27 protein-coding genes are annotated in these 24,362 nt (G+C 34.9%); 18 read left to right on the forward strand and 9 right to left on the reverse strand.

What is annotated here, in order from left to right:
• The first annotated feature begins 151 nt into the window (after positions 1-151).
• The 3 genes from leuD to leuB all read left to right on the forward strand — a co-directional run bounded on the left by leuD (position 152) and on the right by leuB (position 3,627).
• Positions 152-748: a 3-isopropylmalate dehydratase small subunit gene (leuD, locus tag BHE19_RS03970; protein ID WP_017494674.1), complete on the forward strand. Its 597-nt coding sequence runs from the start codon at positions 152-154 to the stop codon at positions 746-748.
• Positions 749-872: 124 nt separating this feature from the next.
• The gene (locus BHE19_RS03975; RefSeq protein ID WP_070906061.1) at positions 873-2,393 is read left to right on the forward strand and encodes an alpha-isopropylmalate synthase regulatory domain-containing protein; all 1,521 of its coding nucleotides are present in this window, start codon (positions 873-875) and stop codon (positions 2,391-2,393) included.
• Positions 2,394-2,562: 169 nt separating this feature from the next.
• Entirely contained in the window at positions 2,563-3,627 is a 1,065-nt protein-coding gene (gene leuB, locus BHE19_RS03980) for a 3-isopropylmalate dehydrogenase (RefSeq protein WP_070906062.1), read from the forward strand.
• Positions 3,628-3,741: 114 nt separating this feature from the next.
• Here leuB and BHE19_RS03985 read toward each other — a convergent pair whose 3' ends face one another.
• Positions 3,742-4,092 carry an RNA recognition motif domain-containing protein gene (locus BHE19_RS03985; protein ID WP_017494671.1) on the reverse strand — a complete coding sequence of 117 codons (351 nt, stop codon included), beginning with the start codon at positions 4,090-4,092 and terminating at the stop codon, positions 3,742-3,744.
• A 134-nt stretch (positions 4,093-4,226) separates the two neighbouring features.
• Positions 4,227-4,709 (reverse strand): DUF6252 family protein, encoded by a 483-nt coding sequence (locus BHE19_RS03990; RefSeq protein ID WP_070906063.1) that lies wholly within the window; start codon positions 4,707-4,709, stop codon positions 4,227-4,229.
• Between the two features lie 197 nt (positions 4,710-4,906).
• Here BHE19_RS03990 and BHE19_RS03995 point away from each other — a divergent pair, with 197 nt between their 5' ends.
• The 4 genes from BHE19_RS03995 (at position 4,907) to BHE19_RS04010 (ending at position 7,372) form a co-directional block, all read left to right on the forward strand.
• Entirely contained in the window at positions 4,907-5,473 is a 567-nt protein-coding gene (locus BHE19_RS03995) for a 30S ribosomal protein S16 (RefSeq protein ID WP_017494669.1), read from the forward strand.
• Positions 5,474-5,488: 15 nt separating this feature from the next.
• Positions 5,489-6,013, forward strand: a complete 525-nt coding sequence (gene rimM / locus BHE19_RS04000) for a ribosome maturation factor RimM (protein WP_070906064.1) — start codon at positions 5,489-5,491, stop codon at positions 6,011-6,013.
• 167 nt (positions 6,014-6,180) lie between these two features.
• The gene (locus BHE19_RS04005) at positions 6,181-6,531 is read left to right on the forward strand and encodes a four helix bundle protein (RefSeq protein WP_070906065.1); all 351 of its coding nucleotides are present in this window, start codon (positions 6,181-6,183) and stop codon (positions 6,529-6,531) included.
• 133 nt (positions 6,532-6,664) lie between these two features.
• On the forward strand, positions 6,665-7,372 hold the full coding sequence (locus BHE19_RS04010) for a tRNA1(Val) (adenine(37)-N6)-methyltransferase (protein ID WP_070906570.1): 708 nt from the start codon (positions 6,665-6,667) through the stop codon (positions 7,370-7,372).
• Here BHE19_RS04010 and BHE19_RS04015 read toward each other — a convergent pair.
• The 4 genes from BHE19_RS04015 to BHE19_RS04035 all read right to left on the reverse strand — a co-directional run bounded on the left by BHE19_RS04015 (position 7,369) and on the right by BHE19_RS04035 (position 13,372).
• A complete protein-coding gene (locus BHE19_RS04015) occupies positions 7,369-8,661 on the reverse strand; it encodes an HlyD family secretion protein (protein WP_070906066.1) in 1,293 nt (430 codons plus the stop codon). The genes BHE19_RS04010 and BHE19_RS04015 overlap by 4 nt on opposite strands.
• A gap of 3 nt (positions 8,662-8,664) precedes the next feature.
• Positions 8,665-10,857 carry a peptidase domain-containing ABC transporter gene (locus tag BHE19_RS04020; protein WP_070906067.1) on the reverse strand — a complete coding sequence of 731 codons (2,193 nt, stop codon included), beginning with the start codon at positions 10,855-10,857 and terminating at the stop codon, positions 8,665-8,667.
• A 669-nt stretch (positions 10,858-11,526) separates the two neighbouring features.
• Positions 11,527-11,724 (reverse strand): hypothetical protein, encoded by a 198-nt coding sequence (locus BHE19_RS04030; protein WP_070906069.1) that lies wholly within the window; start codon positions 11,722-11,724, stop codon positions 11,527-11,529.
• A gap of 85 nt (positions 11,725-11,809) precedes the next feature.
• Positions 11,810-13,372, reverse strand: coding sequence for a vitamin K epoxide reductase family protein (locus BHE19_RS04035; protein ID WP_070906070.1), 1,563 nt, complete (start codon positions 13,370-13,372; stop codon positions 11,810-11,812).
• Between the two features lie 259 nt (positions 13,373-13,631).
• On the opposite strand from BHE19_RS04035, the gene BHE19_RS22555 reads away from it, so the two are divergent.
• The 5 genes from BHE19_RS22555 to BHE19_RS22565 are packed head-to-tail and all read left to right on the forward strand — an operon-like array spanning position 13,632 to position 14,411.
• The gene (locus BHE19_RS22555) at positions 13,632-13,769 is read left to right on the forward strand and encodes an rSAM-modified peptide (protein WP_089059924.1); all 138 of its coding nucleotides are present in this window, start codon (positions 13,632-13,634) and stop codon (positions 13,767-13,769) included.
• A 20-nt stretch (positions 13,770-13,789) separates the two neighbouring features.
• A complete protein-coding gene (locus tag BHE19_RS22230) occupies positions 13,790-13,942 on the forward strand; it encodes a TIGR04149 family rSAM-modified RiPP (protein WP_017494661.1) in 153 nt (50 codons plus the stop codon).
• A gap of 21 nt (positions 13,943-13,963) precedes the next feature.
• Complete coding sequence (locus tag BHE19_RS22235) at positions 13,964-14,116, forward strand: TIGR04149 family rSAM-modified RiPP (protein WP_017494660.1); 153 nt, start codon at positions 13,964-13,966, stop codon at positions 14,114-14,116.
• 20 nt (positions 14,117-14,136) lie between these two features.
• Positions 14,137-14,274, forward strand: a complete 138-nt coding sequence (locus tag BHE19_RS22560) for a TIGR04149 family rSAM-modified RiPP (protein ID WP_089059925.1) — start codon at positions 14,137-14,139, stop codon at positions 14,272-14,274.
• Between the two features lie 2 nt (positions 14,275-14,276).
• On the forward strand, positions 14,277-14,411 hold the full coding sequence (locus BHE19_RS22565) for a hypothetical protein (RefSeq protein ID WP_017494658.1): 135 nt from the start codon (positions 14,277-14,279) through the stop codon (positions 14,409-14,411).
• A 19-nt stretch (positions 14,412-14,430) separates the two neighbouring features.
• Here the strand turns inward: BHE19_RS22565 and BHE19_RS23065 are convergent, their stop codons facing one another.
• The gene (locus tag BHE19_RS23065) at positions 14,431-14,688 is read right to left on the reverse strand and encodes a helix-turn-helix domain-containing protein (RefSeq protein WP_369769999.1); all 258 of its coding nucleotides are present in this window, start codon (positions 14,686-14,688) and stop codon (positions 14,431-14,433) included.
• A gap of 1,650 nt (positions 14,689-16,338) precedes the next feature.
• Between BHE19_RS23065 and BHE19_RS04045 the strand changes: the two genes are divergently transcribed.
• The 6 genes from BHE19_RS04045 to BHE19_RS04070 all read left to right on the forward strand — a co-directional run bounded on the left by BHE19_RS04045 (position 16,339) and on the right by BHE19_RS04070 (position 21,763).
• On the forward strand, positions 16,339-17,517 hold the full coding sequence (locus BHE19_RS04045; RefSeq protein ID WP_070906071.1) for an acyl-CoA dehydrogenase family protein: 1,179 nt from the start codon (positions 16,339-16,341) through the stop codon (positions 17,515-17,517).
• A gap of 87 nt (positions 17,518-17,604) precedes the next feature.
• Positions 17,605-18,387: a DUF3050 domain-containing protein gene (locus tag BHE19_RS04050; RefSeq protein WP_070906072.1), complete on the forward strand. Its 783-nt coding sequence runs from the start codon at positions 17,605-17,607 to the stop codon at positions 18,385-18,387.
• A gap of 67 nt (positions 18,388-18,454) precedes the next feature.
• A complete protein-coding gene (locus BHE19_RS04055; protein ID WP_070906073.1) occupies positions 18,455-19,186 on the forward strand; it encodes an SGNH/GDSL hydrolase family protein in 732 nt (243 codons plus the stop codon).
• Positions 19,187-19,319: 133 nt separating this feature from the next.
• A complete protein-coding gene (locus BHE19_RS04060; RefSeq protein WP_070906074.1) occupies positions 19,320-20,147 on the forward strand; it encodes a helix-turn-helix domain-containing protein in 828 nt (275 codons plus the stop codon).
• Positions 20,148-20,216: 69 nt separating this feature from the next.
• On the forward strand, positions 20,217-21,176 hold the full coding sequence (locus tag BHE19_RS04065) for a nitrilase family protein (protein WP_070906075.1): 960 nt from the start codon (positions 20,217-20,219) through the stop codon (positions 21,174-21,176).
• Positions 21,177-21,256: 80 nt separating this feature from the next.
• Positions 21,257-21,763 carry a GNAT family N-acetyltransferase gene (locus tag BHE19_RS04070; protein ID WP_070906076.1) on the forward strand — a complete coding sequence of 169 codons (507 nt, stop codon included), beginning with the start codon at positions 21,257-21,259 and terminating at the stop codon, positions 21,761-21,763.
• A gap of 35 nt (positions 21,764-21,798) precedes the next feature.
• Here BHE19_RS04070 and BHE19_RS04075 read toward each other — a convergent pair whose 3' ends face one another.
• Together BHE19_RS04075 and BHE19_RS04080 are read right to left on the reverse strand one after the other, a co-directional pair.
• Entirely contained in the window at positions 21,799-22,821 is a 1,023-nt protein-coding gene (locus tag BHE19_RS04075; RefSeq protein ID WP_070906077.1) for a hypothetical protein, read from the reverse strand.
• A complete protein-coding gene (locus tag BHE19_RS04080) occupies positions 22,799-24,313 on the reverse strand; it encodes a flavin monoamine oxidase family protein (RefSeq protein WP_070906571.1) in 1,515 nt (504 codons plus the stop codon). Before BHE19_RS04080 ends, BHE19_RS04075 begins: the two co-directional genes overlap by 23 nt.
• Positions 24,314-24,362 lie beyond the last annotated feature (49 nt).

The following is a 24,362-nucleotide window of genomic DNA, read 5'->3' on the forward strand; positions in this document are numbered from 1 at the left end:
CTTGCTGTAAGCTTTAAGCAATAGGCTTTAAGCTTTAATCAGATTATAAAAAAAGGCTTCCTGAAGCAAATAAAAAAACAATCGCTGTGCAAAAAGCTTAAAGCATACAGCTTATAGCCTAAAGCAGAAAAACAGCCTAAAGCAGAAAAAAATGGCATACGATAAATTCAACATACTTACCAGCAGTGCGGTGCCACTGCCAATTGAAAACGTAGACACCGATCAAATCATTCCGGCTCGTTTCCTAAAAGCTACAAAACGTGAAGGTTTTGGAGACAATTTGTTTAGAGACTGGAGATACAACGGAGACGATACTCCAAAAACTGATTTCGTTTTAAACGATTCAACTTATAGCGGAAAAATTCTGGTGGGAGGAAAAAACTTCGGTTCAGGATCTTCAAGAGAGCACGCTGCCTGGGCAGTTTACGATTACGGTTTCAGAGCTGTCGTTTCAAGCTTCTTTGCAGATATCTTCAAAGGAAACTGCTTAAATATTGGAGTTCTTCCGGTTCAGGTAAGCCCTGAATTTGCCGAAACCATTTTCAAAGCTATCGAGGCTGATCCTAAAACAGAACTGGAAATCAATTTACCGAATCAAACGATTACCTTATTGTCGACAGGCCAGCAGGAATCATTTGCCATTAACGGATACAAAAAGAACAACATGATTAATGGCTTTGATGACATTGATTATTTACAAAACATTAAAGAAGACATTGTTGCTTTTGCTGACAAACTTCCTTATTAAAAAATCAGGTTCAGTCCTATGAGACCCGGCAGGTTTTTTTTAAAATCTGTCGGGTCTTATAACTTAAACAAAACCAGACAACACAACAACAATCTATTTGTATAAAGGAATTTGGAAAATCAATATGGAAAAAAGAAAAATTGAAATAATGGATACGACACTCCGTGATGGCGAACAAACCTCGGGAGTATCATTTTCTGCTGCAGAAAAACTGACCATTGCACAATTACTGTTGGAGGAATTAAATATTGACCGAATCGAAATTGCCTCTGCACGTGTAAGCGAAGGAGAATTTCAGGCCGTAAAAGGCATCACTACCTGGGCAACCGAAAAAGAATACATCAATCGTATTGAAGTTCTTGCCTTTGTTGACGGTGGCGTTTCGATAGAATGGATGAAAAAAGCTGGTGCAAGAGTTCAAAATTTATTGACCAAAGGCTCCCTAAATCATCTTACTCATCAATTAAAAAAAACACCTGAACAGCACTTTTCTGAAATCGCACACATCGTCAGTTTAGCCCGGGCGAATGATATTGAAACCAATGTTTACCTGGAAGACTGGAGTAACGGAATGCGAAATTCTCCTGACTATGTTTTTCAATTTCTGGATTTTCTATCCACACAGCCTGTTAAACGAATTTTGCTTCCGGATACTTTGGGTGTGCTAATACCGTCCCTAACTTTTGAGTTTATTTCAAAAATCAGAGCCCGATATCCTAAAATTCATTTTGATTTCCATGCTCATAACGACTACGACCTAAGCGTTGCCAATGTTATGGAAGCCATAAAAGCCGGTATCAACGGACTTCATGTAACCGTAAACGGAATGGGTGAACGTGCAGGAAATGCGCCCTTAGAAAGCACAGTGGCCGTGATAAACGATTACCTGCCTGAAGTGAGCATCAACATTAAGGAAACTTCTTTGTATACCGTAAGTAAACTGGTAGAAACTTTTACTGGCTACAGAATCCCTGCCAACAAACCGATTGTGGGAGACAATGTTTTCACGCAAACTGCCGGAATTCATGCCGACGGAGACAATAAAAACAATCTGTATTTTAATGATTTACTTCCGGAACGCTTTGGAAGAAAACGAAAATATGCTTTAGGAAAAACGTCAGGAAAAGCTAATATCGAAAAGAATCTTCAGGAATTAGGCTTAAAATTGAATCAGGAAGATTTGAAATTGGTCACACAAAGAATCATCGAACTGGGAGACAAAAAAGAGACGGTAACCAAAGAAGATCTCCCGTACATTATTTCTGATGTTCTCGACAGCCATACTTACGAAGAAAGAATAAAAATTGAATCCTATATATTAGTTCACTCAAAAGGAATGCGTCCATCAACTACTTTATGCTTAAAATTCGGCGATGAAATTATCGAAGAAAATGCTCAGGGTGATGGTCAGTTTGACGCTTTTATGAATGCATTATCCAAAATTTATAAAAACAAAAAACTAACACTTCCCAAATTAATTGACTATGCCGTAAGAATCCCTCCCGGAAGCAGCTCTGATGCTTTGTGTGAAACCATCATCACCTGGGTCAACAACGGAAAAGAATTTAAAACGAGAGGATTAGATTCTGACCAGACCGTTGCGGCAATTATAGCCACTCAAAAAATGCTTAATATAGTTACTTGATAAAAGGTGCTAAGTTGCTAAGATTCTAGGGTACTGAGAAAAAACCAGAATTCAAGCAACTAAAAACCTAAGAACAAACAACAACGTCAAGTTACTAAATGTGCTAATTAGAAAAAATCTTAGAACCTTAGCAACTCAGAATCTTAGAACCTTAAATAACACACATAGAATGAAATTAAACATAGCCCTTTTAGCAGGAGACGGAATTGGTCCTGAGGTAATAAACGAAGCGGTAAAAGTATCTGATGCTATTGCAAAAAAATTCAATCACGAAATAATATGGACACCAGCCTTAACCGGAGCATGTGCAATTGACGCCGTTGGAGTTCCTTATCCTGATGAAACTCACGAAATATGCATGAAAGCCGATGCAGTTTTATTTGGCGCAATCGGTCATCCAAAATATGATAATGATCCAAGTGCACCAGTACGTCCGGAACAGGGTTTATTGCTCATGCGCAAAAAATTAGGATTGTTTGCGAATGTACGTCCGACCTTCACTTTTCCATCCTTAATTGATAATTCTCCTTTAAAAAGAGAAAGAATCGAAGGTACTGATCTGGTTTTTTTAAGAGAATTGACAGGAGGGATTTACTTTGGGGAAAAAGGAAGAAAAGATAATGGCGACACAGCATTTGACAATTGTGTTTATACCAGAGCTGAAGTACAACGTCTGGCAAAAAAAGGCTTTGAACTGGCAATGACCCGCAGCAAAAAATTATGCTGTGTTGACAAGGCGAACGTTCTGGAAACTTCGCGTTTATGGAGAGAAACAGTACAGGCAATGGAAAAAGACTACCCGGAAGTTACCGTATCTTACGAGTTTGTAGATGCCGTTGCCATGCGATTGGTTCAATGGCCTAATTCTTATGACGTTCTGATTACCGAGAATTTATTTGGAGATATTTTAACTGATGAAGCTTCTGTAATCTCGGGCTCTATGGGATTAATGCCTTCTGCTTCTGTTGGAGAACACACTTCTCTTTACGAACCAATTCATGGATCTTACCCCCAAGCTACAGGATTGAATATCGCAAATCCGCTGGCTACTATTTTATCAGCTGCCATGATGTTTGAAGATGCTTTTGGATTAAAAGACGAAGCCGAAGCCATTAGAGCAGTTGTAAATCAATCCTTAGAACAGGGAATTGTTACCGAAGACCTGGCTCCAAAAGGTACTAAAGCTTATAAAACCAGTGAAGTTGGAGACTGGCTTGTAGCTAACTTATTTTAGTTTCAGGTTTCAAGTTTATTTTGTTTCATGTTCCAACAACCTGAAACTTGAAACCTGAAACAAAAAAAAGGGATCAACGCAAGTTGATCCCTTTTATATATTTAGAAAAAAATATTAATATCCTCCTCTGTTACCACCACGGTCATTTCCACCACGGTTGTTTCCGTAACCTCCGCGAGAATCACCTCCACGGTTGTTATTGAAGCTTCTTCTTTCACCTTCAGGTTTTGGTTCAGATTTATTAACAACAATTGTACGACCTTGAACAGTAGCTCCGTTCAATTCATCAATTGCTTTTTGAGCCTCGCTGTCGTTTGGCATCTCAACGAAACCAAATCCTTTGCTTCTTCCAGTAAATTTATCAGTAATAATTTTAACTGAATCTACTGCTCCGTAAGCCTCGAAAGACTCTCTTAAATCTGCTTCCTCAATACTGAATGGAAGGCTTCCAACAAAAATGTTCATATGTACTTATTTATAATAATGTAGCAAATGTAACTTTATTTTTCTGTAATCTACTATATATTAGTTTATTTATGTTTTTATTTTGATTTAAAAAAACAGATATCAATAAAACCAAACCATCGCAAATTAAAACTCTAATTTTCAAATGTTGCCGAAATTGGAATTTTGTAAAAAACACCTTCGGTAAAACTAATTTTTGGCTTTTCAGTATCTTTTTTATCCTCGTTCAGAGCGTTAAACTTAAAGGTTCCTGAAATTGTTTTATTCTCGGCATTAAACTCAGTAATCACGATTAACCCATCCCCCCTATCCGTACCGGTAGAGAAACTGTAGGATTGCGACGGCTGCGTATTAGAGTAATTTGCAGTCGTGATATTGTCACGTCCAAGAGCATAAGTCTGCACTCCTGTATTTGGAACTTTTAAAACTACTTTCTCAAATCCCAAATCACCCTCAATAACAATACCGCCACTCACAGAATTATAGGCATTATAGGTTGTAGCACGCCAAAACACGTTTTCTTTTAAACTTTGGAAGGCCGGATTATTAAATTTTATATCTTCAGAACAAGCAGAAACAATAAAAAGTAGTAATACTAAAGAAATTATTTTTTTCATATCACAGTAAATTTGAGGCAAAAATAACCTCAATTAAGACAATTATTTAAAAAATGAAGTTAAAAAGGACATAAATGCCTCAGAAATACACCTGAAATGCATTTAATATGATTTCGAACGTATAATTCATAAAAAAATTATATCTTTGCGCCCTTAATTAACAGGGGTCGAGTACCTCAAAATTTAATCATACGATTATGTCAGTAAAAATTAGATTACAAAGACACGGTAAAAAAGGAAAACCTTTTTACTGGGTTGTAGCTGCAGATGCACGCTCAAAAAGAGATGGTAAATACTTAGAGAAAATCGGTACTTACAATCCAAACACAAACCCGGCAACTATCGACTTAAACCTTGATAGTGCAGTTAAATGGTTACACAATGGTGCTCAACCAACTGATACTGCTAGAGCAATTCTTTCTTACAAAGGTGCTTTATTGAAACACCACCTTGATGGAGGTATCCGTAAAGGAGCTTTAACTCAAGAGCAAGCTGACGCTAAATTAGCTGCTTGGTTAGAAGCTAAAGCTGGAAAAGTTGATGCTAAAAAAGATGGTTTATCAAAAGCGCAAGCTGATGTTAAAGCTAAAGCTTTAAAAGCAGAACAAGAAGTTAATGCTAAACGTTTAGCTGCTGCTGCTCAAGCTGAAGCTGACGCAATTGCTGCTGCTACTGCTGCTGAGGCTACAGAAGAAGTTGCTGAAGTTGAAGCTTCAACTGAAGAAACTGCTACTGAAGAGAATAACGAAACAACTGAAGCATAATTTTAGCTGGCGAGAATGCGTAAAGAAGAATGTTTTTATTTAGGTAAAATCGCTAAAAAATTTAGTTTCAAAGGTGAAGTTCTGGCTTATTTAGACACGGACGAACCTGAGTTATACGAAAATCTGGAATCAGTGTTTGTTGAATGCAACAAACACTTGGTTCCTTTTTTTATTGAAACAAGTTCTTTGCACAAAAACGACTTTCTTAGAATTCGTTTTGAAGATGTAAACACAGAAGAAGATGCTGATGCCCTTGTTGGTAATGCGATTTATCTTCCTTTAACTATGTTGCCAAAACTTTCCGGCAACAAATTTTATTTCCACGAAGTAATCGGTTTTGAAATCGAAGACCAACGTTTAGGTATTTTTGGAAAAATAGCTGCCGTAAACGATACGACGGCGCAACCTCTTTTTGAAGTTTTGAATGGCGAAGTCGAAATGTTAATTCCGATGATCGATCAATTCCTTGTAAAAATAGACCGTGAAAACAAAAAGGTTATCATGAATCTTCCTGAAGGTTTAGTGGAGATGTATCTCTAAAATGAGAATTTCCAATTTTTTAAATCCCAAACTCCAATCTAAAATACTAAAGTACTAAATATAAAATTTTAGCACATCGATATTTTTTTGAAAGAAAAAACTTATTTGTTTTAATTTTTATTCTATTTTTATAGTTCTGTTTTTTGTTATTTAATAACTAGTAACTCATGTCAAAACCATATAATCTAGAAGAAAGAACACTTCTCTTTGCAAAAGAATGCCGCATATACATTAGAAATCTACCGAAAACTCTTTCCAACATTGAAGATGGAAAGCAACTTATAAGATCATCCGGATCAGTTGGCGCTAATTATATTGAAGCAAATGAAAAGCTAGGAGACAAAGATTTTTTATTTCGCCTTAAAATCGCCAGAAAAGAAGCGAAAGAATCTAAATTCTGGTTACAATTACTGAATGATTTAAATCCAGATCAAAATATCTCATCTCAATCTCTATTATACGAAATAGAAGAATTAAGAAAGATTTTATCTGTAATAATTACCAAAACTTCAAAATAACAAATTGATATTTTAATCTTATTTTTGCTCCCTAAAATATTAATTCATTCCATTTTGCAATTGGAATTTGGAATTTCCTACTATGGGAATTTCTTCTTCTATTCTTTGGAGTTCAAATCATTCAAATTTATTTATGTTTCAATTCAAACAATTTTCAGTTCTACAAGACAAAACCGCTATGAAAGTTGGCACTGATGGTGTTTTACTGGGTGCTTGGGCACCTATAAATCACAATCCATTTAGTGTTTTAGACATTGGCGCCGGAACCGGGATTATTGCTTTAATGCTGGCACAAAGAACAAATGCAGAGCAAATTGACGCGCTTGAAATTGACGAAGATGCTTATGAAGAAGCAGTAGAGAATTTTGAAAACTCGCCTTGGGGAGACCGTTTATTTTGTTTCCATGCAGGTTTGGATGAATTTATAGAAGAACCGGAAGACGAATATGATCTGATTGTTTCGAATCCACCCTTTTATGCTGAAGATTATAAAAGCGAAAACGAACAACGTGATTTAGCGCGCTTTCAGGACGCAATGCCTTTTGAAGAATTAGTTGAAGCAGCTGATTTACTTTTATCTGAAAATGGAATACTTGCCATAATTCTTCCTTTTAAAGAAGAAGAAAAATTTATTGCCTTAGCCAAAGAATCCGAATTATACCCTGTCAAAATTACACGTGTAAAAGGCACTCCTACAGCTGTTGTAAAGCGTAGTCTTTTGGCTTTTAGCCGTAACGAAACTCCACAACCTGAAGTCGATGAATTAACAATAGAAATTGACCGACACGTTTATACTCCTCAGTATATCGATCTTACTAAAGATTTTTATTTAAAATTTTAAACCTGCTCAAAAAGACTTTTAAACTGATATAAAATTCTCTCGATTAGACGTAAATCTTCGGTCACAATCTCGGCACTTCCTTTCATTTCCTGCTGAAAAACGATTTGCTTTTTATAGGACGTTTCCAATCCGTTGGGAAGCGCTACATCCAACAATAAATTTCCATCTTTATCCGGAACTAAAGAAATATTTTGAATCTTTCCTCTTAACACTCCAAATTCTCTGTCGGGAAAATTCGCTAATCTGATGTTCACTATCTGACCTACTTTTATTTTCCCTGAATTCAATGCCGGTGCTTTTACCTTACCTACAAAACCATTTTTGGTATCCGGAATAATCGAGAAGACGTTATCCCCAGTATTGATCGTTTGATTCTCTGTCCAAACCTGCAAAAAAGTAACCACCCCACTCACCGATGATTTTAAAGCATAGGCCAGCTCCCAGTCTTTTATTACTTTTTTAAGCTGATAAAAAGACTGCGCCATATTTCTTCCTAGAGTAACTTCTTCTTTAGTCCCACTGATTTGTGAGTTCTGGCTTAATTTAGTATTAGTAATCAAAGCCGACTTTAACTGAGAAATGGAAGACAAAAGGGTTTTATAATTTTTTTGCGCCTGGAGATATCCCAGTTTTTTAGCCTCCATTTCCTGTGCAGAAATGATTCCTTTATTGAATAAGGTTTCAAATCTCGCCATTTCATTTTTCTGAAGCTGCAATTCACTTTCATTAATCACTTTTTGCTGCTGCAAAATTTCCAATCTGTCTTTAATCTGAACTTTTTCAGAAACCTGTGCCCGGTTTTCTACTTCAAAAGGCTGCAAATTCTTATTCAGTTGTTCTGCCTGATAGTCTTTTTGAAAAACGGCAAAAGCACTTTCAATCTCTCCTAACTGAGTATTTTTCAACAGTTCGAAAGGAAAGGCTTTCCTGGAATCATTGATATTATATTCGTCAACGATTTTTTTCAACAAAAAAACATCTTTATAATTAGCGGTATTTTCAATAACAGCAAGTGTGCTGTTTTTTGAAACAATCGATTTGTCTTTTACTAAAATTGCCTCAATACGACCCGATGATTTCGAAACGATCTTCTCTGGGGGAATATTGGTAGTAATTACAATTTGAGTAGCAACAACGTCAGGATATTTGATAAACCAGGACACGAAAAAAAGCATCGTAATAATAACGAATATCAAAACGGTTCCCCAACGAATCATCCAATGTGGTACCTTAGTGAGAATGTCCTGAACTTCTTCACTTCTTAGTTCAAATGTAGTATCTTCTGCCATGTTTTAATTTCCTAATTGTAATTGATTCTTAACCAATTCAAAATAATTTCCTTTTTGCTCTACCAAAACAGAATGACTGCCAATTTCGATAATTTTTCCTTTATCTAAAACCACAATTTGATCCGCATTCATCACAGTACTTAAGCGATGGGCAATAACCACAACTGTTTTATCTTTGAAGAAAATATCCAGTTTTTGCATTATTTCTTTTTCATTATTCGCATCCAATGCCGATGTAGCTTCATCAAAAAACAAAACTTCCGGGTTTTTATATACTGCTCTTGCTATTAACAAACGTTGCTTTTGTCCGCTACTCATCCCAAGTCCTTCGGCGCCAATTTTTGTATTGTATCCTAACGGTAAACCTGAAATGTATTCTTTTATGTTGGCTACATCAGCAGCATAGACCAAACGTTCTTTATCTACTTTATCGACACCAATTGCAATATTGTTCGCAATAGTATCACTAAAAATAAACCCTTCCTGCATAACAGCTCCGATATTGGATCTCCATGCTTTTTGCGAAATATTTTTCAATTGCGCATTTCCGATGGTTATCTCCCCTTTTTCAGGTTCATAGAATTTTAATAGGAGCTTCATTAAAGTTGTTTTACCGCTTCCGCTGACTCCAACTATTGCTGTTACCTTATTGGCCGGGATTTTCAGTGTCAGATCTTCCAGAACAGGAATATCAGAACCTAAATAGCGATAGGAAAGGTTATTAATATCAATATCTGAATCAAAAGGAACATCACTCGTCTGATAGACTTCTTGCTGCGTTTCGTCTTCTTTCTCATGAATTTCAGATAATCTGGCCAATGATATCTTCGCATCCTGAAGCTCCCTGACGAATTCTATAAGCTGCGTAATTGGCCCGTTTAAACTCCCTACTATCGAACTAATTGCCAGCATCATCCCCAGTGTAATAGAACCATCGATTACTAGTTTTGCCGATAGGAATATAATAAAGATATTTTTTAATTCATTGATTACAGAAGAACCTATAGTTTGTGTTTGCTCTAAAACCAGCCCCTTTATTGAAACTCTAAAAAGCCTTGCCTGTATGTACTCCCATCCCCAGCGTTTTTGTTTTTCGGCGTTGTGAAGCTTTATTTCCTGCATTCCGTTGATAAGCTCCATCACTTTGTTTTGCTCACTGGAAACCTCTGCAAAACGCTTGTAATCGAGTACTTCTCTTCGTTTTAAGAACAAAGTAATCCACCCAAAATAAAGCAAACTGCCCGCAAAAAACACTAGAAAGATCTTCAGATTAAAGTAAGCTAAGACACCTCCCATCACAAACATATTGATCACAGAAAATAAGACATTCAAAGATGATGTTGTCAAAATTCGTTCAATTCTGCGATGGTCATTAATACGCTGCATGATGTCACCAGTCATTCGTACATCGAAAAACGAAATGGGCAGATTCATTAGTTTAATAAAGAAATCCGAAATAAGAGAAATGTTGATTCGGGTAGAAAGATGTAACAAAATCCAGCTTCTGATAAGTTCCAAACCTGTCCTTCCGGCAAAAAGGAACAATTGAGCAAAAAGAATCAGGTAAATAAAATGAATGTTCTGATTTTGAATTCCGACATCGACAATACTTTGGGTTAAAAACGGGAAAATAAGCTGCAATAAACTACTGGCCAATAATCCTATACTTAATTGTATTAGAAACGACCTGTAACGAAGCACGTATTGTACCAACAATCCAAATCCGAGTCCGTGATTGTCTTCTTTATCAAAATCAGATTGAAAGAATTTAGGAGTCGCTTCAATCAATAATGCTATTCCTTCCTGAGTAGATTCATCCGCATTGTTTCCGATCCAGAATTTAATAAAATCTTCTTTGTTGTATTCGATCAAGCCAAAAGCAGGATCCGAAATATAGTAGGTATTTCTTTTAATTTTGTACAGTACTACGTAATGATTTTTGTTCCAATGCAAAACACAAGGAAGCGGTGCTTCTTCTAATCGTTCGAGATTTAATTTTACCCCTAAAGTTCTAAAGCCAATTTTCTCGGCCGCATCACTCAAAAAAAGCAAATTACTTCCTTCACGAGTTGTTTCACTGATGTCTCTCAACTCCTGAATGTTAATCGTTTTGCCGTAATGTTTCGCTATTATTTTTAAACACGTCGGCCCACAATCTTTATAATCGGCCTGTTTATAATTGGTGAATTTTTTCAATTTAATTTAGGGTTAATCATTTATGCACAAACAATCTTACCATTATCTGCCTTACAAAAATATAATATTTATCCGCCAAAAAATCGCAATTATTTGTTTTTCCTTCTGATTTATAGTTAAAAAACAACAATGATCCTAAAAAAAGGATTTTAAAAGAATTTTTCGTATCGGGTTTGAGGCTACCAGACCATTTAAAAATCCTATCTCTATCCTTTACCGCCCTAACAATCAATCCATATAAATGATTCATTAAGTTCATTACGAAGCGACGGATTAATCCAAAAAAAAACAGAGAAGAAACAAATCTTCTCTGTTAGAGTATTTAAAAACATATCTATTAGAAATACAATTTCTTTAGGACATGGCACTGGTTAACCCTAACCAATTAAAATCAACTCAGTGACCAATTTCCTAAGAATCCCTACACCAATCATCAATGTGGGGAAATTTGCTCAATGTTCCACGATCGAGCGCCTACAAATTAAAAAAAACATGACTAAATTCTAAAAAAGGCTATTTCGTACTTCTATTAAAACGCTAAAAAATTAATATCAAAAACGACCAAAGTCATTTTACCTTGTCTTATATACTTCAATTTCGAAACATTCTGTAAATGCGAAGATTTATTTAGCCTCCTTCTTACATTAAATGCTCCTCATTGGAGTAAGACTACAAACAATCCTCAAGCACTGCCGGTATTGTACCATTCGAACAAATCGAATCACACGTTACAAGAGTAGACGAACCTCTACCCGGACAAACGCAACATCTTTTAGGCGGATTAATTGGCTGTCCTCCTACCATGCTTTTTTGCTCGAACGCACTTAGCTCTTGAGCACCTTCTAAGTTTAAAATAATTTTTAACATAACTAAAGGCTTTTGTTTTTTGGACTCATACTTCAATCATTTTAAGACAGTTGAAGCTTCTGTCTGTTGTAACTACTTTCAGATATTATGCTGTTTTTTCTAAAACAACCTCTTCTTTCTCTTCGATATAATCGTTTAAAAAGTATTTTAACTCTCCTAATTCATATTCTGCCGGAAAAATTTTATCATTTACAATCTTAACGGGTGTGTAATTAAAATCGTTTTTAGAACACCATTCATATTGCTTGTTTATTTCCTGCGTTATCATCATACTTACAGAATCAACAGTCCATTTTTTCAACCATTTCTTAAGGCTCATATTCTTAATATGCCAGTCTGAAATAGCCTCAACTGTTTTTCCCGGTGTAGATCTGTTTATTGTTAAAAGTCTTTCAACTACCACTTTATATGGATTTTCGGCATTCTCAGGATTTACATTAAACAACACGTTCAAGTGTATCTTATCCGGAAATCTCAATACTAAATCAAACGCCTCCTGAAATGTTTTATGACAATGTCCACAACTAGGGCTAATGATTACTGATAACTTAACGGCCGCATTTCTATTTCCAAAATGCAATCCTCTTAGATCATCAAGTCCGTTTATATGAGGCACTTTTTTAGATAAGAAGTTCAATAAAGAGTAATTTCTTTTAAACTTTTTCATCTCTTTAAGCGAACTTTCGGTACCTAAGATATTTTTTATAATTGTTTTCAAAACTGCCCAAATAGGAACAAGAAGTGCCAATGAGAACAAGAATGGAAAAATTTCAGCAAAACTAAAACTCAACGTAAACAAATCTGACGCAAACCATATAGCACTTTGCACAAAAATCAAAGAAGACACCACTAAGCACATTACACACCATCTTTGAATTTCAAATTTTTGAATCCAAATAGAAGACACAATAACCGGTATCGCTAATAAGCTTAAAAAACCTATGAAAATCGAAGACTCCAGTGGTTTTACCAAAATTGCAATCAAACTGGCTCCAAAAAACATTAGTGGCAAGTCCGGAAAGCTAATCCACTTACTTTCATTACCTTCTTTATTATTGATTACAGAGCTACAGGAAGAGTTAGAACTAAAATTGCAAAGTTTTGAAATGATACTATTCTTAAATCCCAGTTTTTCCTGAACAATGAAAACACTTACAATGAATCCTAAAATTGATGTTGTTAAAAAAACCAGGCTAAATAAATTGTATGTATTGTAAAAAAATGACAATCCAACTACCAACAAAAGCGGCAAACCATATTTCAACCAGCTGAATTCAACTTTTATTCTCTCTCTTGCTATAACATTGTTTGGTTCAATTGCAACTATAACTCCATTCCAGTCTAATAAAAACTTTTCATAAGCCATTTTCTGACTTCCTTTTTTCATCGTATTGATTCGAACAAAATTCTTTGCCTTTTCCACTAATATTAACTCCTCTTTGAAATAAGCCAAAAAATTTGAAGGCAAATCTACTATTTGCTCTTTCGGAACTCTTATCGCAGCATTCTCTACAGACAGTAAATCCAGAGAATCTGTTATCGCAAACAAACTAGGATAATTTGGATGAGAAAGGAACAAATCTTTAAACTCATTTTTAATCTCCGAGTACTTGTTTATTTGTAGAAATTTTTGGACAAGCTTTAACATCTTTTCGAGTCTTTAAAATCATAATTACACTGCAAAGATTGTTGTTTTTGTTGAGAAAAAAACGCTAGTAGTACACATTTTATTAATTATACTACATACAATTTATAAATTATATCAGTCTGAATAAAACAGCAACTAATTCATTATCAGCATTTTAATCTTAAAATGATTTGTCAAAAACCCCAAAAACCCCATTCTCGATTAAGCGTTTTCCTTTTTGCATAGTTTTGATATATCAATAATCCTAATACAAACAAACATGACAAATCGAGCACAAAAATTCGAAGATTTTCAATCTGAAAAACTGTCAAAAAAAGAACAAAAAACGGTTCAGGGAGGAGACGAATCTAATATTCCAGGTGACCCAAGTAGAGGGAATGGAAAAGGGTCTAATTAATCATTTAAAAAAATCAAATCATGAAAAATAAAAAATTAAACTTCGAAAATTTCAAAAGCAATACACTTTCAAAAAAAGAACAAAAAACGGTTCGTGGAGGTGACGATCCTACTACTCCTATCGAGACAATTACCGGTGATCCAAGTAGAGGAAATGGAAAAGGATCTAATTAATCATTTAAAAAAAATCAAATCATGAAAAATAAAAAATTAAACTTCGAAAATTTCAAAAGCAATACACTTTCAAAAAAAGAACAAAAAACGGTTCGTGGAGGTGACGATTCTAATACTCCCATCGATACAATTACCGGTGATCCAAGTAGAGGAAATGGAAAGGGATCTAATTAATCATTAAAGATCTACTAAAAATGGAAAATAAAAAATTAAATTTCGAAGATTTTACAAGCAATACACTTTCAAAAAAAGAACAAAAAACGGTTCGTGGAGGTGACAACGATAGTAATAGAGGAAATGGCAACGGATCTACACAACTAATAAACCTATAACAATGAAAACTAAAAAAATAAAATTCGAAGATTTTGGAAACGAAAAATTATCAAGAAAAGAGCAACAAACAATTTTCGGAGGTGACGGTGACCCTTCCAGAGGGAATGGTAAAGGAAGCACTGACGAAATTCCTTAATAAAAATCTAAAAAACTTTTTAAATATTATTCGCAAACTGAGCTGGAGACACTCCAGTTCTTTTGCGAAATGATTTAGCAAAAGACACTGCATTTTTGAAACCTACACTTTCTGCTATCGCCTGAGTTGAATATTTACGATACATATGGTTCGTGATCATTTCATTAATAACATAATTAATTTTCAACTCATTCGAATATTCACCAAAAGACTTACCGAATCGTTTGTTTACCACATAAGACAAATAGGTTGTATTTGTTTTTATCTTCTTAGCCACATAAGGCAAGGTAAAATCGGCATGCAAAAATTCCTGTTTACTTTCTAAAGCCAGCAATTTTTCTACTATTTTATTCTCTTTTGCCTCATCAATACTTAAATTGACATTCTCTTTCTTAAGTTGTAACTCCTCAGACTCCAGAACAGCAATCTCTGGTTCAGGGTCGTTTTTCTTCTCTAAATTAGCTTTAAACTCTTCTATTAAAGCATTCATTTTTTTATGTGCTTTATTTTTATCCCGTATGTTTTTTATCAGCAAGAATACGATACCTATAAATATAACAACATAAAATACTTTCAGCGCTTTATTCAGAAAAACGTCGTATTTATACTTCTCCTGAATGGTAACCATCTCACTGGTCAAATCCCCTACTCCAAGTTTATAATTTACTTCCAGAATCTCATCATTTAATTTTGATTCTGACTTTTCGTAATTATCAAGGTAAATTTTTGAATGTTTATAAGCCAGTTCTGGTTCTTTTAGTATGTTATAAATCTTTGCCTGATAATAATTTGACTTCAGATGATCTACCTGATTGGTTTTAGTTAGCTCGCCAATAGAATCTGATTTTTTAAAAAACACTAATGCCTTATCATACTTTTTGGTATTATAATACAAGTCTCCTAAATTATAATTAGTAGTACATAAGATTTCCTGCATATTATTTTGATTGGCCAGAAAGATGATGTCGTAATACGTTTTTTCGGCATTTTTATATTCTTTCAGCTCACCATAAATATTCCCTAAACTTAATTTCGCTACAATCTTATTGTCCGGAAAATTTTGAGAATAGCTAATGGTTTTTTGGTAAAAATACTCCGCAGAATCAAGCAAAACCTTCTTTTTAGGATCTTTCATATAAAAGCTTTCATATGATCCTGCCAGACTAAGATTGATGTTACTCTTATTATTAAGATACTGCTGCTTGGTATAAACGCTCTGGTTTTTATCCACAAAATCATTGAGGCTCCGCAAATCCTTAATCGCTAATCGATAATTACCTACAGCAACATTTATAGCCGCGATATTACTCTTAAACTTAACAATTTGAATAATATCCCCAATCTTTATAGAGAGTTTTATTCCTTGTTGGTAATTTTCGATCGCATCACTGTAATTCTCTCTTTTCCATTCTGATAATCCGGCATAATTATACAAATAAGACCGAAGTTGAGTTTTTTCTTTATCATCCGGCATTTTGTCTAAGTAATTTAAGGCTAACTGGTATTTTTCCTTAGATTTTACTGCATTTCCTTTTAACTGAATCAAATAAGACAATGCAGCATTTGCAAAAGCCAGATGTTTATTGTTATTAGATCTTGCCAGCTGATTAGCATATACGATCGAACTGTCAACATTAGCATTTGCCGTTAGTCGAATTTTGTCTTGTAATATTAAGTACTCTTGTTCCGTAAAATCCTTTTTCTCCTGAGAAACAGCGACATTTACAACAAAAAAGAGTATAAAAGAGATGATCAGCCTCATTCAATTCGTTTTTTGAATCTCAAAAATAGCTTATAAATTCACAATAAACTAAAATTAATTCGTGTTTATACTATTTTCCTTCTTTGCTATTTATAAAAATATAACAATTTAACCGTATTTTGTTATATTTTTATTGCGTAGATTTGTATTATAAAACTATCAAAAATGAAACCAGACCTATTTCAAGCACCAGATTACTATAACTTAGATGACTTATTGACAGACGAACACAAACTAGTTCGAGAATCGGCGCGAGCCTGGGTCAAGAGAGAAGTTTCCCCAATTATAGAAGAATATGCTCAAAAAGCAGCATTCCCTACACAAATTATAAAAGGACTCGGCGAAATCGGTGGTTTCGGACCGTATATTCCGGTAGAATACGGAGGTGCAGGTCTGGATCAGATTTCTTACGGTTTAATCATGCAGGAGATAGAACGCGGAGATTCCGGTGTTCGATCGACTTCATCCGTTCAGTCTTCCCTGGTAATGTATCCGATCTGGAAATATGGAAACGAAGAACAGCGAATGAAATATTTACCAAAACTGGCTACAGGAGAATTCATGGGATGCTTTGGTTTGACTGAACCTGATCACGGTTCTGACCCCGGAAGCATGATCACTAATTTTAAAGATATGGGAGATCATTATCTTTTAAATGGTGCCAAAATGTGGATTTCTAACGCTCCTTTTGCCGATATCGCAATCGTTTGGGCAAAAAATGAGGAAGGGAGAATTCACGGCCTGATCGTTGAACGTGGAATGGAAGGCTTTACAACTCCTGAGACACATAACAAATGGTCCTTGCGTGCTTCTTCAACCGGAGAATTAATCTTCGATAATGTTAAAGTTCCTAAAGAAAACTTATTACCTAACAAATCTGGTCTTGGTGCACCTCTTGGATGCTTAGATTCTGCACGATACGGAATTGCCTGGGGAGCTATTGGAGCTGCAATGGATTGCTACGATACTGCTTTGCGTTATGCTAAAGAAAGAATTCAATTTGGGAAGCCTATTGGAGGAACACAATTGCAACAGAAAAAATTAGCCGAAATGATTACTGAAATCACAAAAGCACAGTTATTAACCTGGCGTCTGGGTGTTTTACGCAACGAAGGAAAAGCGACAACCTCACAAATTTCGATGGCGAAACGCAACAATGTCGATATGGCCATACATATCGCACGTGAAGCCAGACAAATGCTGGGCGGAATGGGTATTACAGGAGAATATTCGATCATGCGCCATATGATGAATCTCGAAAGCGTTATTACTTATGAAGGAACTCACGACATTCATTTACTAATAACGGGTATGGATGTAACTGGAATTCCAGCATTTAAATAATGAATAATTATTAAAATATATACAAAACCAATACAAAAAGCTTCTTCTTAACGGGAAGCTTTTTATATTTGCATAAAAAATTCGAAAATGAATATTGAAACTATAAACAATAGCATTCAACCCCAAAAAGATCAACTTCTACAACATTCATTATACAATAAAATCCAAAATATCGATGACTTACATCGTTTTTTAGAAACTCATGTTTTCGCTGTTTGGGATTTTATGTCCTTATTAAAAGCATTACAATCTAAGCTTACCTGTACTTCTACTCCTTGGTTCGCGACAAAAAATCCTGAAACAAGATACTTAATAAATGAAATCGTTCTGGCAGAAGAAACCGATTTAAGTATTGATGGAAAAAGACAAAGTCACTATGAAATGTATATTGAAGCTATGGAAGATTGTGGTGCCGATACAAGCGGAATCAACAACTTTTTAGCCGAAGTAAACTCCTTGCATAATATTTTTGTTGCCATAAAACAAAGTTCCCTACATCCTGATACAAAAGCTTTCTTAGATTTTACTTTTAGAGTAATTGAAGAAGGAAAGCCTCATCAAATTGCTGCAGCATTTACTTTTGGAAGAGAAGATTTGATTCCGAGTATGTTTACCGCAATCCTGAAAAACTTCCAAAAAAATCTTCCTGAAACGGATCTAAGTAAACTTTTATACTATTTTGAAAGACATATCGAATTGGATGCCGATGAACACGGACCAATGGCGATGCAAATGATCACTGATTTGTGTGAAGATGATGCTCAGAAATGGAAAGAAGTGGAAGAAATTTCGATTTTAGCATTAGAAAAACGTATCGGACTTTGGAATGCTATTGAAGAAGAAATTCTGATGAAGACTGAAATGGTCTAAAAACCGAAACAAGTTATTTAACGTAACTATTTGTTTAAAATGAACCGAAACTTAATTTGTCCAAATTATGAAACCGCATTTCAAACAAATAGTTCTTGTTATCCTCTCTATATTCCTGCTAAGCTGTAGTTCTGACGAAAACACTTCGGAAATATCTACTTTTCCAATTACACCTCTTTTGGGTTCTATAAAATATTTGGCTTTAGGAGACAGCTACACCATCGGACAAAGCGTATGCGAAACGTGCGGATTTCCTGAACAGTTAAAATCGAGTTTAACGGCAATTTATCCGCTAGCCAGCTTTTCTTTAAAAATTATTGCGACCACCGGATGGACTACCACTAATTTAATTTCGGCAATAAACACCCAAAATCCGGATCCTAACTATGATTTAGTCACACTTCTTATCGGGGTTAACAATCAGTATCAGGGAAAAAGCTTTTCGATCTATGAGAAAGAGTTTCCGGAGCTCGTAAACAAAGCAATTGTTTTAGCAAAAGGGAATAAAAAAAGGGTAATTGTGATCTCGATTCCGGATTATGCTTATACTCCTTTTGGCAAAATACAAATGGAGGGAGAAGGTGAAAGAATTTCAGGCGAAATCAATCAATACAATTCCTTTGCTGAAAGCTACTGCAAACTCAATAATGTTGTTTTTGTTTCGATAACCGATATTTCCCGTAAAGGTCTTGATAATCCTGATTTGGTGGCCGCAGATGGCTTACATCCTTCTGCCAAAGCTTATACTTTATTTACAGAACGCATTTTACCGCTGGTAAAAGTAGCTTTACAGAACTAATATTTAAAAATCTTAATTGGAAAAATATCCTTAATTTTATCAAAAGTTATTCTTCACAAATCAAAAATGATCTCATACAATTGACTTTTGAAGAAGCAGCAACAATTGACTGCAGTCCATAATCTTTTAAACAATGCAGATTTCACCATCAGTAGAATTATCACCTTACATTAAACATTATCTTTTTTTAGACACCAAAGAAGTATCCCAACAAAAGCTTCGTCTGTTTTCGGATGGTAATACCGGTATTGTGTTTTCTTTAAAAGGCAATCTTACCTCTGATCTAAACCATCAAGAAATTCAGAACTTCTTACCGGATTCTTTTTTGTATGGACAACTTACGGGATTTAAAGACATTTATTCCAACCAGGAAATCACTCTTATAATTGTTGTTTTTCAGCCTAACGGTATTCATCAATTGTTGGGCATTCCGGCTTATGAATTTCTCGACTCTATTGTTTCTATTGATACTATTTTTAACAGAGAGGGTTTAATTCTTCAGGAGCAGCTATGCGAAAATTACACGATCTCAGAGAAAGTTGAACTTCTCAATCATTTTTTCGGCACTTATATTTCCGACAAAACAGCTTCTTACCAACTAATTATTGAAAGTTCGCTTCGTTTTATTACCACACATAAAGGGAGTTTTAATGTAAACCAACTGGCTAAATTTACAGGCTATACGGAACGTCATCTGGAAAGAAAGTTCAAAGAGTGCATCGGATTAAATCCGAAGAAATTTGGAAATATTATCAAACTGCATTATTTCTTAAAACTACTAAAAGAGAAGTCTGTCGATATAAATCTCACAAACATTAGCTACAATGCCGGTTTTTCGGATCAGTCTCATCTGATAAAGGAATTCAAAAAACACACCGGAATCACTCCAAAAGAATACTTAAACAATACCGGGAAATTAACCAATAATCTCATCAAAACGGCTCCGCCTATTCTGCTTTAGAATGTCGGTTTTGTACAATTTTCAGAATAGTACCGATGCTACCTTTGTCTCTAATCAATAGTAAGCATTATGAAAAATTTAAAAATAGCCACTGCTCAGTTCGAGAACAAAAGTGGCGACAAAAGCTATAACTTATCCGTAATTGAAAAACTTTCACAACAGGCAGCAAGTCAGGGATGTGATGTTATCTCCTTTCACGAGTGTTCTGTAACAGGTTATACTTTTGCCCGACATCTGTCAAAAGAACAAATGCTGAACCTGGCAGAATTAATTCCAAGTGGAGAAAGTATTCTGAAATTAACTGAAATTGCGCGAAACCATAATATCGTGATTCTGGCTGGGCTTTTTGAGAAAGACGAAGACGATAACTTATTCAAAGCTTATGTGTGCATAGACCAAAATGGTTTGGTTGCCAAATACCGAAAATTGCATCCGTTTATCAATCCACACCTTACTCCGGGAGACCAATACTGTATCTTTGAGATTAAAGGATGGAAATGCGGTATTCTAATTTGTTACGACAACAATATTATTGAGAATGTTCGAGCTACCACTCTTTTAGGTGCCCAGATTATTTTTATGCCTCACGTTACGATGTGTACTCCTTCTACCCGACCGGGTGCCGGATTTGTTGCTCCGCAGCTGTGGGAAAACCGTGAGTCTGATCCTACTTCTCTCCGACTGGAATTTGAAGGAATGAAGGGCAGAGACTGGCTCATGAAATGGCTTCCTGCAAGAGCCTATGACAATGCTATTTATGCTGTATTCTCGAACCCAATTGGAATGGACGATGATCAACTGAAAAATGGCTGTTCGATGATTATTGATCCTTTTGGGGATATTCTTTCTGAATGCAGCTCTTTTGAAGACTCTTTTGTAACTGCACTATTAACTCCTGAAAAATGCATTCAGGCTGGCGGAAACCGTTACATAAAAGCAAGAAGACCAGAATTGTATCGCGATATTATTGGTCAGGAGCATCAATCCGAACAAAATGTGGTGTGGCTGAATACTTCTGAAAAAAGTTAAAACTGATGTTTCATGGGACTTTACGCTTCTTAAAGATTTACCTTTGAGGAATTCATTAATCTACAGTATACCGCCCAATAATGGAATTTTTTAAAACTACAAACGAGGATATCGATGCCGTTTTTGATCTTTACAATGCCGCTACCTCTTATCAAAAAACGGTCAATAATAAAAGCTGGAGAGGCTTTGAGAGAACACTTATAGAAACAGAAATTGCCGAAAATCGCCATTTCATCATCAAAGAAGGAAATGAAGTAGCCTGTACATTTGTGCTTACTTTTAACGATTTGATTATCTGGAAAGAAGCCAGCACCGATCCTGCCATCTACCTTCATCGTATTGCTACGAACCCAAAATTCAGAGGACAGTCGTATGTTAAAAAAATCATCGAATGGGCAAAAATATATGCTCACGAGAATAACAAATCATACATCAGGCTTGATACGCATAGCGGTAACGAAAGGATAAATAAGTATTACACCAGTTGTGGCTTTAACTATAAAGGAATCAGCACCATCGAATGGACAAGTGAATTACCGGAACATTATAAGGAAGGTTCTTTTAGTTTGTTTGAGATTAAGCTGTAACACACAATATAGATAGACTTATATTCAAATTTAATTTATTTTTTAGTCTTCCAGATAAAACCATCTAAAATGTAATGTGTAAATTGGGGTACACTCAAAAGAGGTACTAATAAAAATTGCCATCCTGAGAAATCGAAGCTGGTATTTACTGCAATATTTTCATTCCAGACAAAAAACTCCCAAAGAAACTCTTCTGAAAAAGCAATTACTACTAATATCCCTATGTAAATTAAAACGCCATTGTATCTCCTTAAATAAGTCAGAACACCTATTTCTTTTCCCCCCTTTCCATCAATTTCTTTAAAGTAAACCAGAGCCATATAAGGAATTCCGTGTGAAACTACATTTAGCAGCGTAAAAATAAGGTCGTCATTGAAGTAAACAATCCCAAAATACCATGAAAGTGCAGTTCCAAAAATAATGCTGTTTTTAGGAATATTAAAAAACTTATTTTTTACCGAAACAATAACAGTACGAATAACATAGACGAGTAGAATGGCAATATAAAACCAAAACAAAGTTTCTAAAATGGCTTTATTTTCAAAACGAAAGAATTCATTTTCAACAAACCAATTGAATTTTCTTTCGGGTGAAAAAAACCAAAATAGCATTGGGTAAATCGTAGCAGCATAAATTGCCAGATTATCAATCCAGACGGAGGTCTTTGTTTTGACTTCATTACGAGCATATAATCGCATAAACCCATATTGCTGTCGAATAAAATGAAAAACAGCTATATAGGCCAAAAAAGACCAAAAAATTAAACTCCCAAAAGAAAATAAAACCATTCCTGTAACGAAGCAAATAACAGGTAAAAGAATCAATCTCTTCTTGTCTTTCAGAAATTCTTCTTTTACAAAATAGGTTTTAAATAAAGTTGCATAAACATGTGCCACGTCAATAAATACAATTAGAAAAAGCCAGGTATAAAACGAATAATTATTTTCAATTGAAGTGATATAATCCTGAAAAACCAAAATAATGGCCAGCACAAAAAATGACGGTCCAATGATTAACAATGAGTCTGTTTTTGCTTTATGAATCCAGGGCTGTTCCATCTAAAAGTTTATTTACGGCATTAATTCCTTGGTGAAAAGCTTCTTCAAAAATTGAAATCCCCGACAAATCAGAGTGAGCAAAATAGATTAAATTTTCAATATTCTGTGAAGCTTTCTTTTTGGCATCTCCGAAAATAAAATTAGGTACCGGAGAGATCATGCCATGTCCTAACAAGAAAATTTCCATTTCTTCAGTATCATTTTCAATATCCGGATGGGCAATTTTCAAGTCATTAAAAACGACCTGTTTCCAATATTCTTTGTCTTTTTTGTAGATTTCTTTACGTGTTTTCTTTAGATCTGCAGATGAGAAACTGTAATAATACGTAATCACTTTTTTGTCCTGAATCTGATTTAGTGTTTGGTGCTGTGCATAAACGTAACCGAGACCTTTTGCTTCATAAATTACATTATCCCACGAAAGAGGAAAACTTAAATTATCTGTCAGATTGTTCACCACTAAAGTCGCCAAAAGCCAAGGTGTGTAATGAAACTGTTTTGTAAATTGTTTCCTGTCTTTAATGAGGTATTGATTTACAAATTGCGGCGTTGCCATGATAACGCTATCCGCTATTATTTCTATCGAAGACTTATTAACATCATCAAATGCCTGAACAATAACCTTGTTTTTTTCGATTTTCACCTCATAAACCAAATGATTTTTGAGCGTTTTTTGCGCTGTGTATTTTTTAAGATGATGTGCTAATCTGGCATTTCCTTCCGGCCAGGTTAAAACGCTATCGGATTTTTCTGCAGCTGCATCTTGTTTTCGTCCTGCAAAATAATGAATTCCTGCCCAAGCCGATACAAAAGTAATTCCTAAACCAAAATCATCTTTACAGCAATAATCAATATAATTAAACAGGGGTTTTGATTTAAAATTATTCTTCTCAAACCATTGTTGCATAGTAATTTTATCTAATGCTCTTGTTTCTTGATCTTTAGAAGAAAGATGTATTGGAATATCAAATAAGTATTTTTGATCTTCTCCTTTTGCACTTCTAAAAACATCCATTTCTCTGAAAAATCGTTGAAACTCTTTATGTTCTTCTTCTGAATTTCCTTCCTTTGGAACAACTCCTTCCTGCCAATTGTTTTTATAAAACAACCTTTCATCCGGTGCAAAAGTCAGTTGCAATTCATCAAAAACCGGAAGCCCTTTTTTATCATAACTCAAAATAATCTTTTCTTCTTCAAGAAAACCAAGAAGCTCTTTATCTTCAAAATTTGGAAGAGGCAAATAATGTGCTCCCAGAGGGTACTTAGAATATTTATTTTGACCATTTGAAGAGTTTCCTCCTAAATGATCTGCCATTTCAATCAATAAAAAATCAGGAACTCCCCTTTTATGAAACTGTCGTGCAGCACTCAAACCTGATATTCCGCCACCAATAATTAAATAAGGTATTTTTATTTGTTCTTTCGGTTTCGGAAAATCTTTTATCCACAAGCGATGTCCTAAAAGATGATTTGTTCCTGATAACCGAATCATCAGGACTGCTATTTTATCAGAACAAAATTGTATAAAAGGAATTAAGAGC

Origin of the sequence: Flavobacterium tructae, from assembly GCF_001853485.1 — a bacterium.
GTDB lineage: Bacteria > Bacteroidota > Bacteroidia > Flavobacteriales > Flavobacteriaceae > Flavobacterium > Flavobacterium tructae.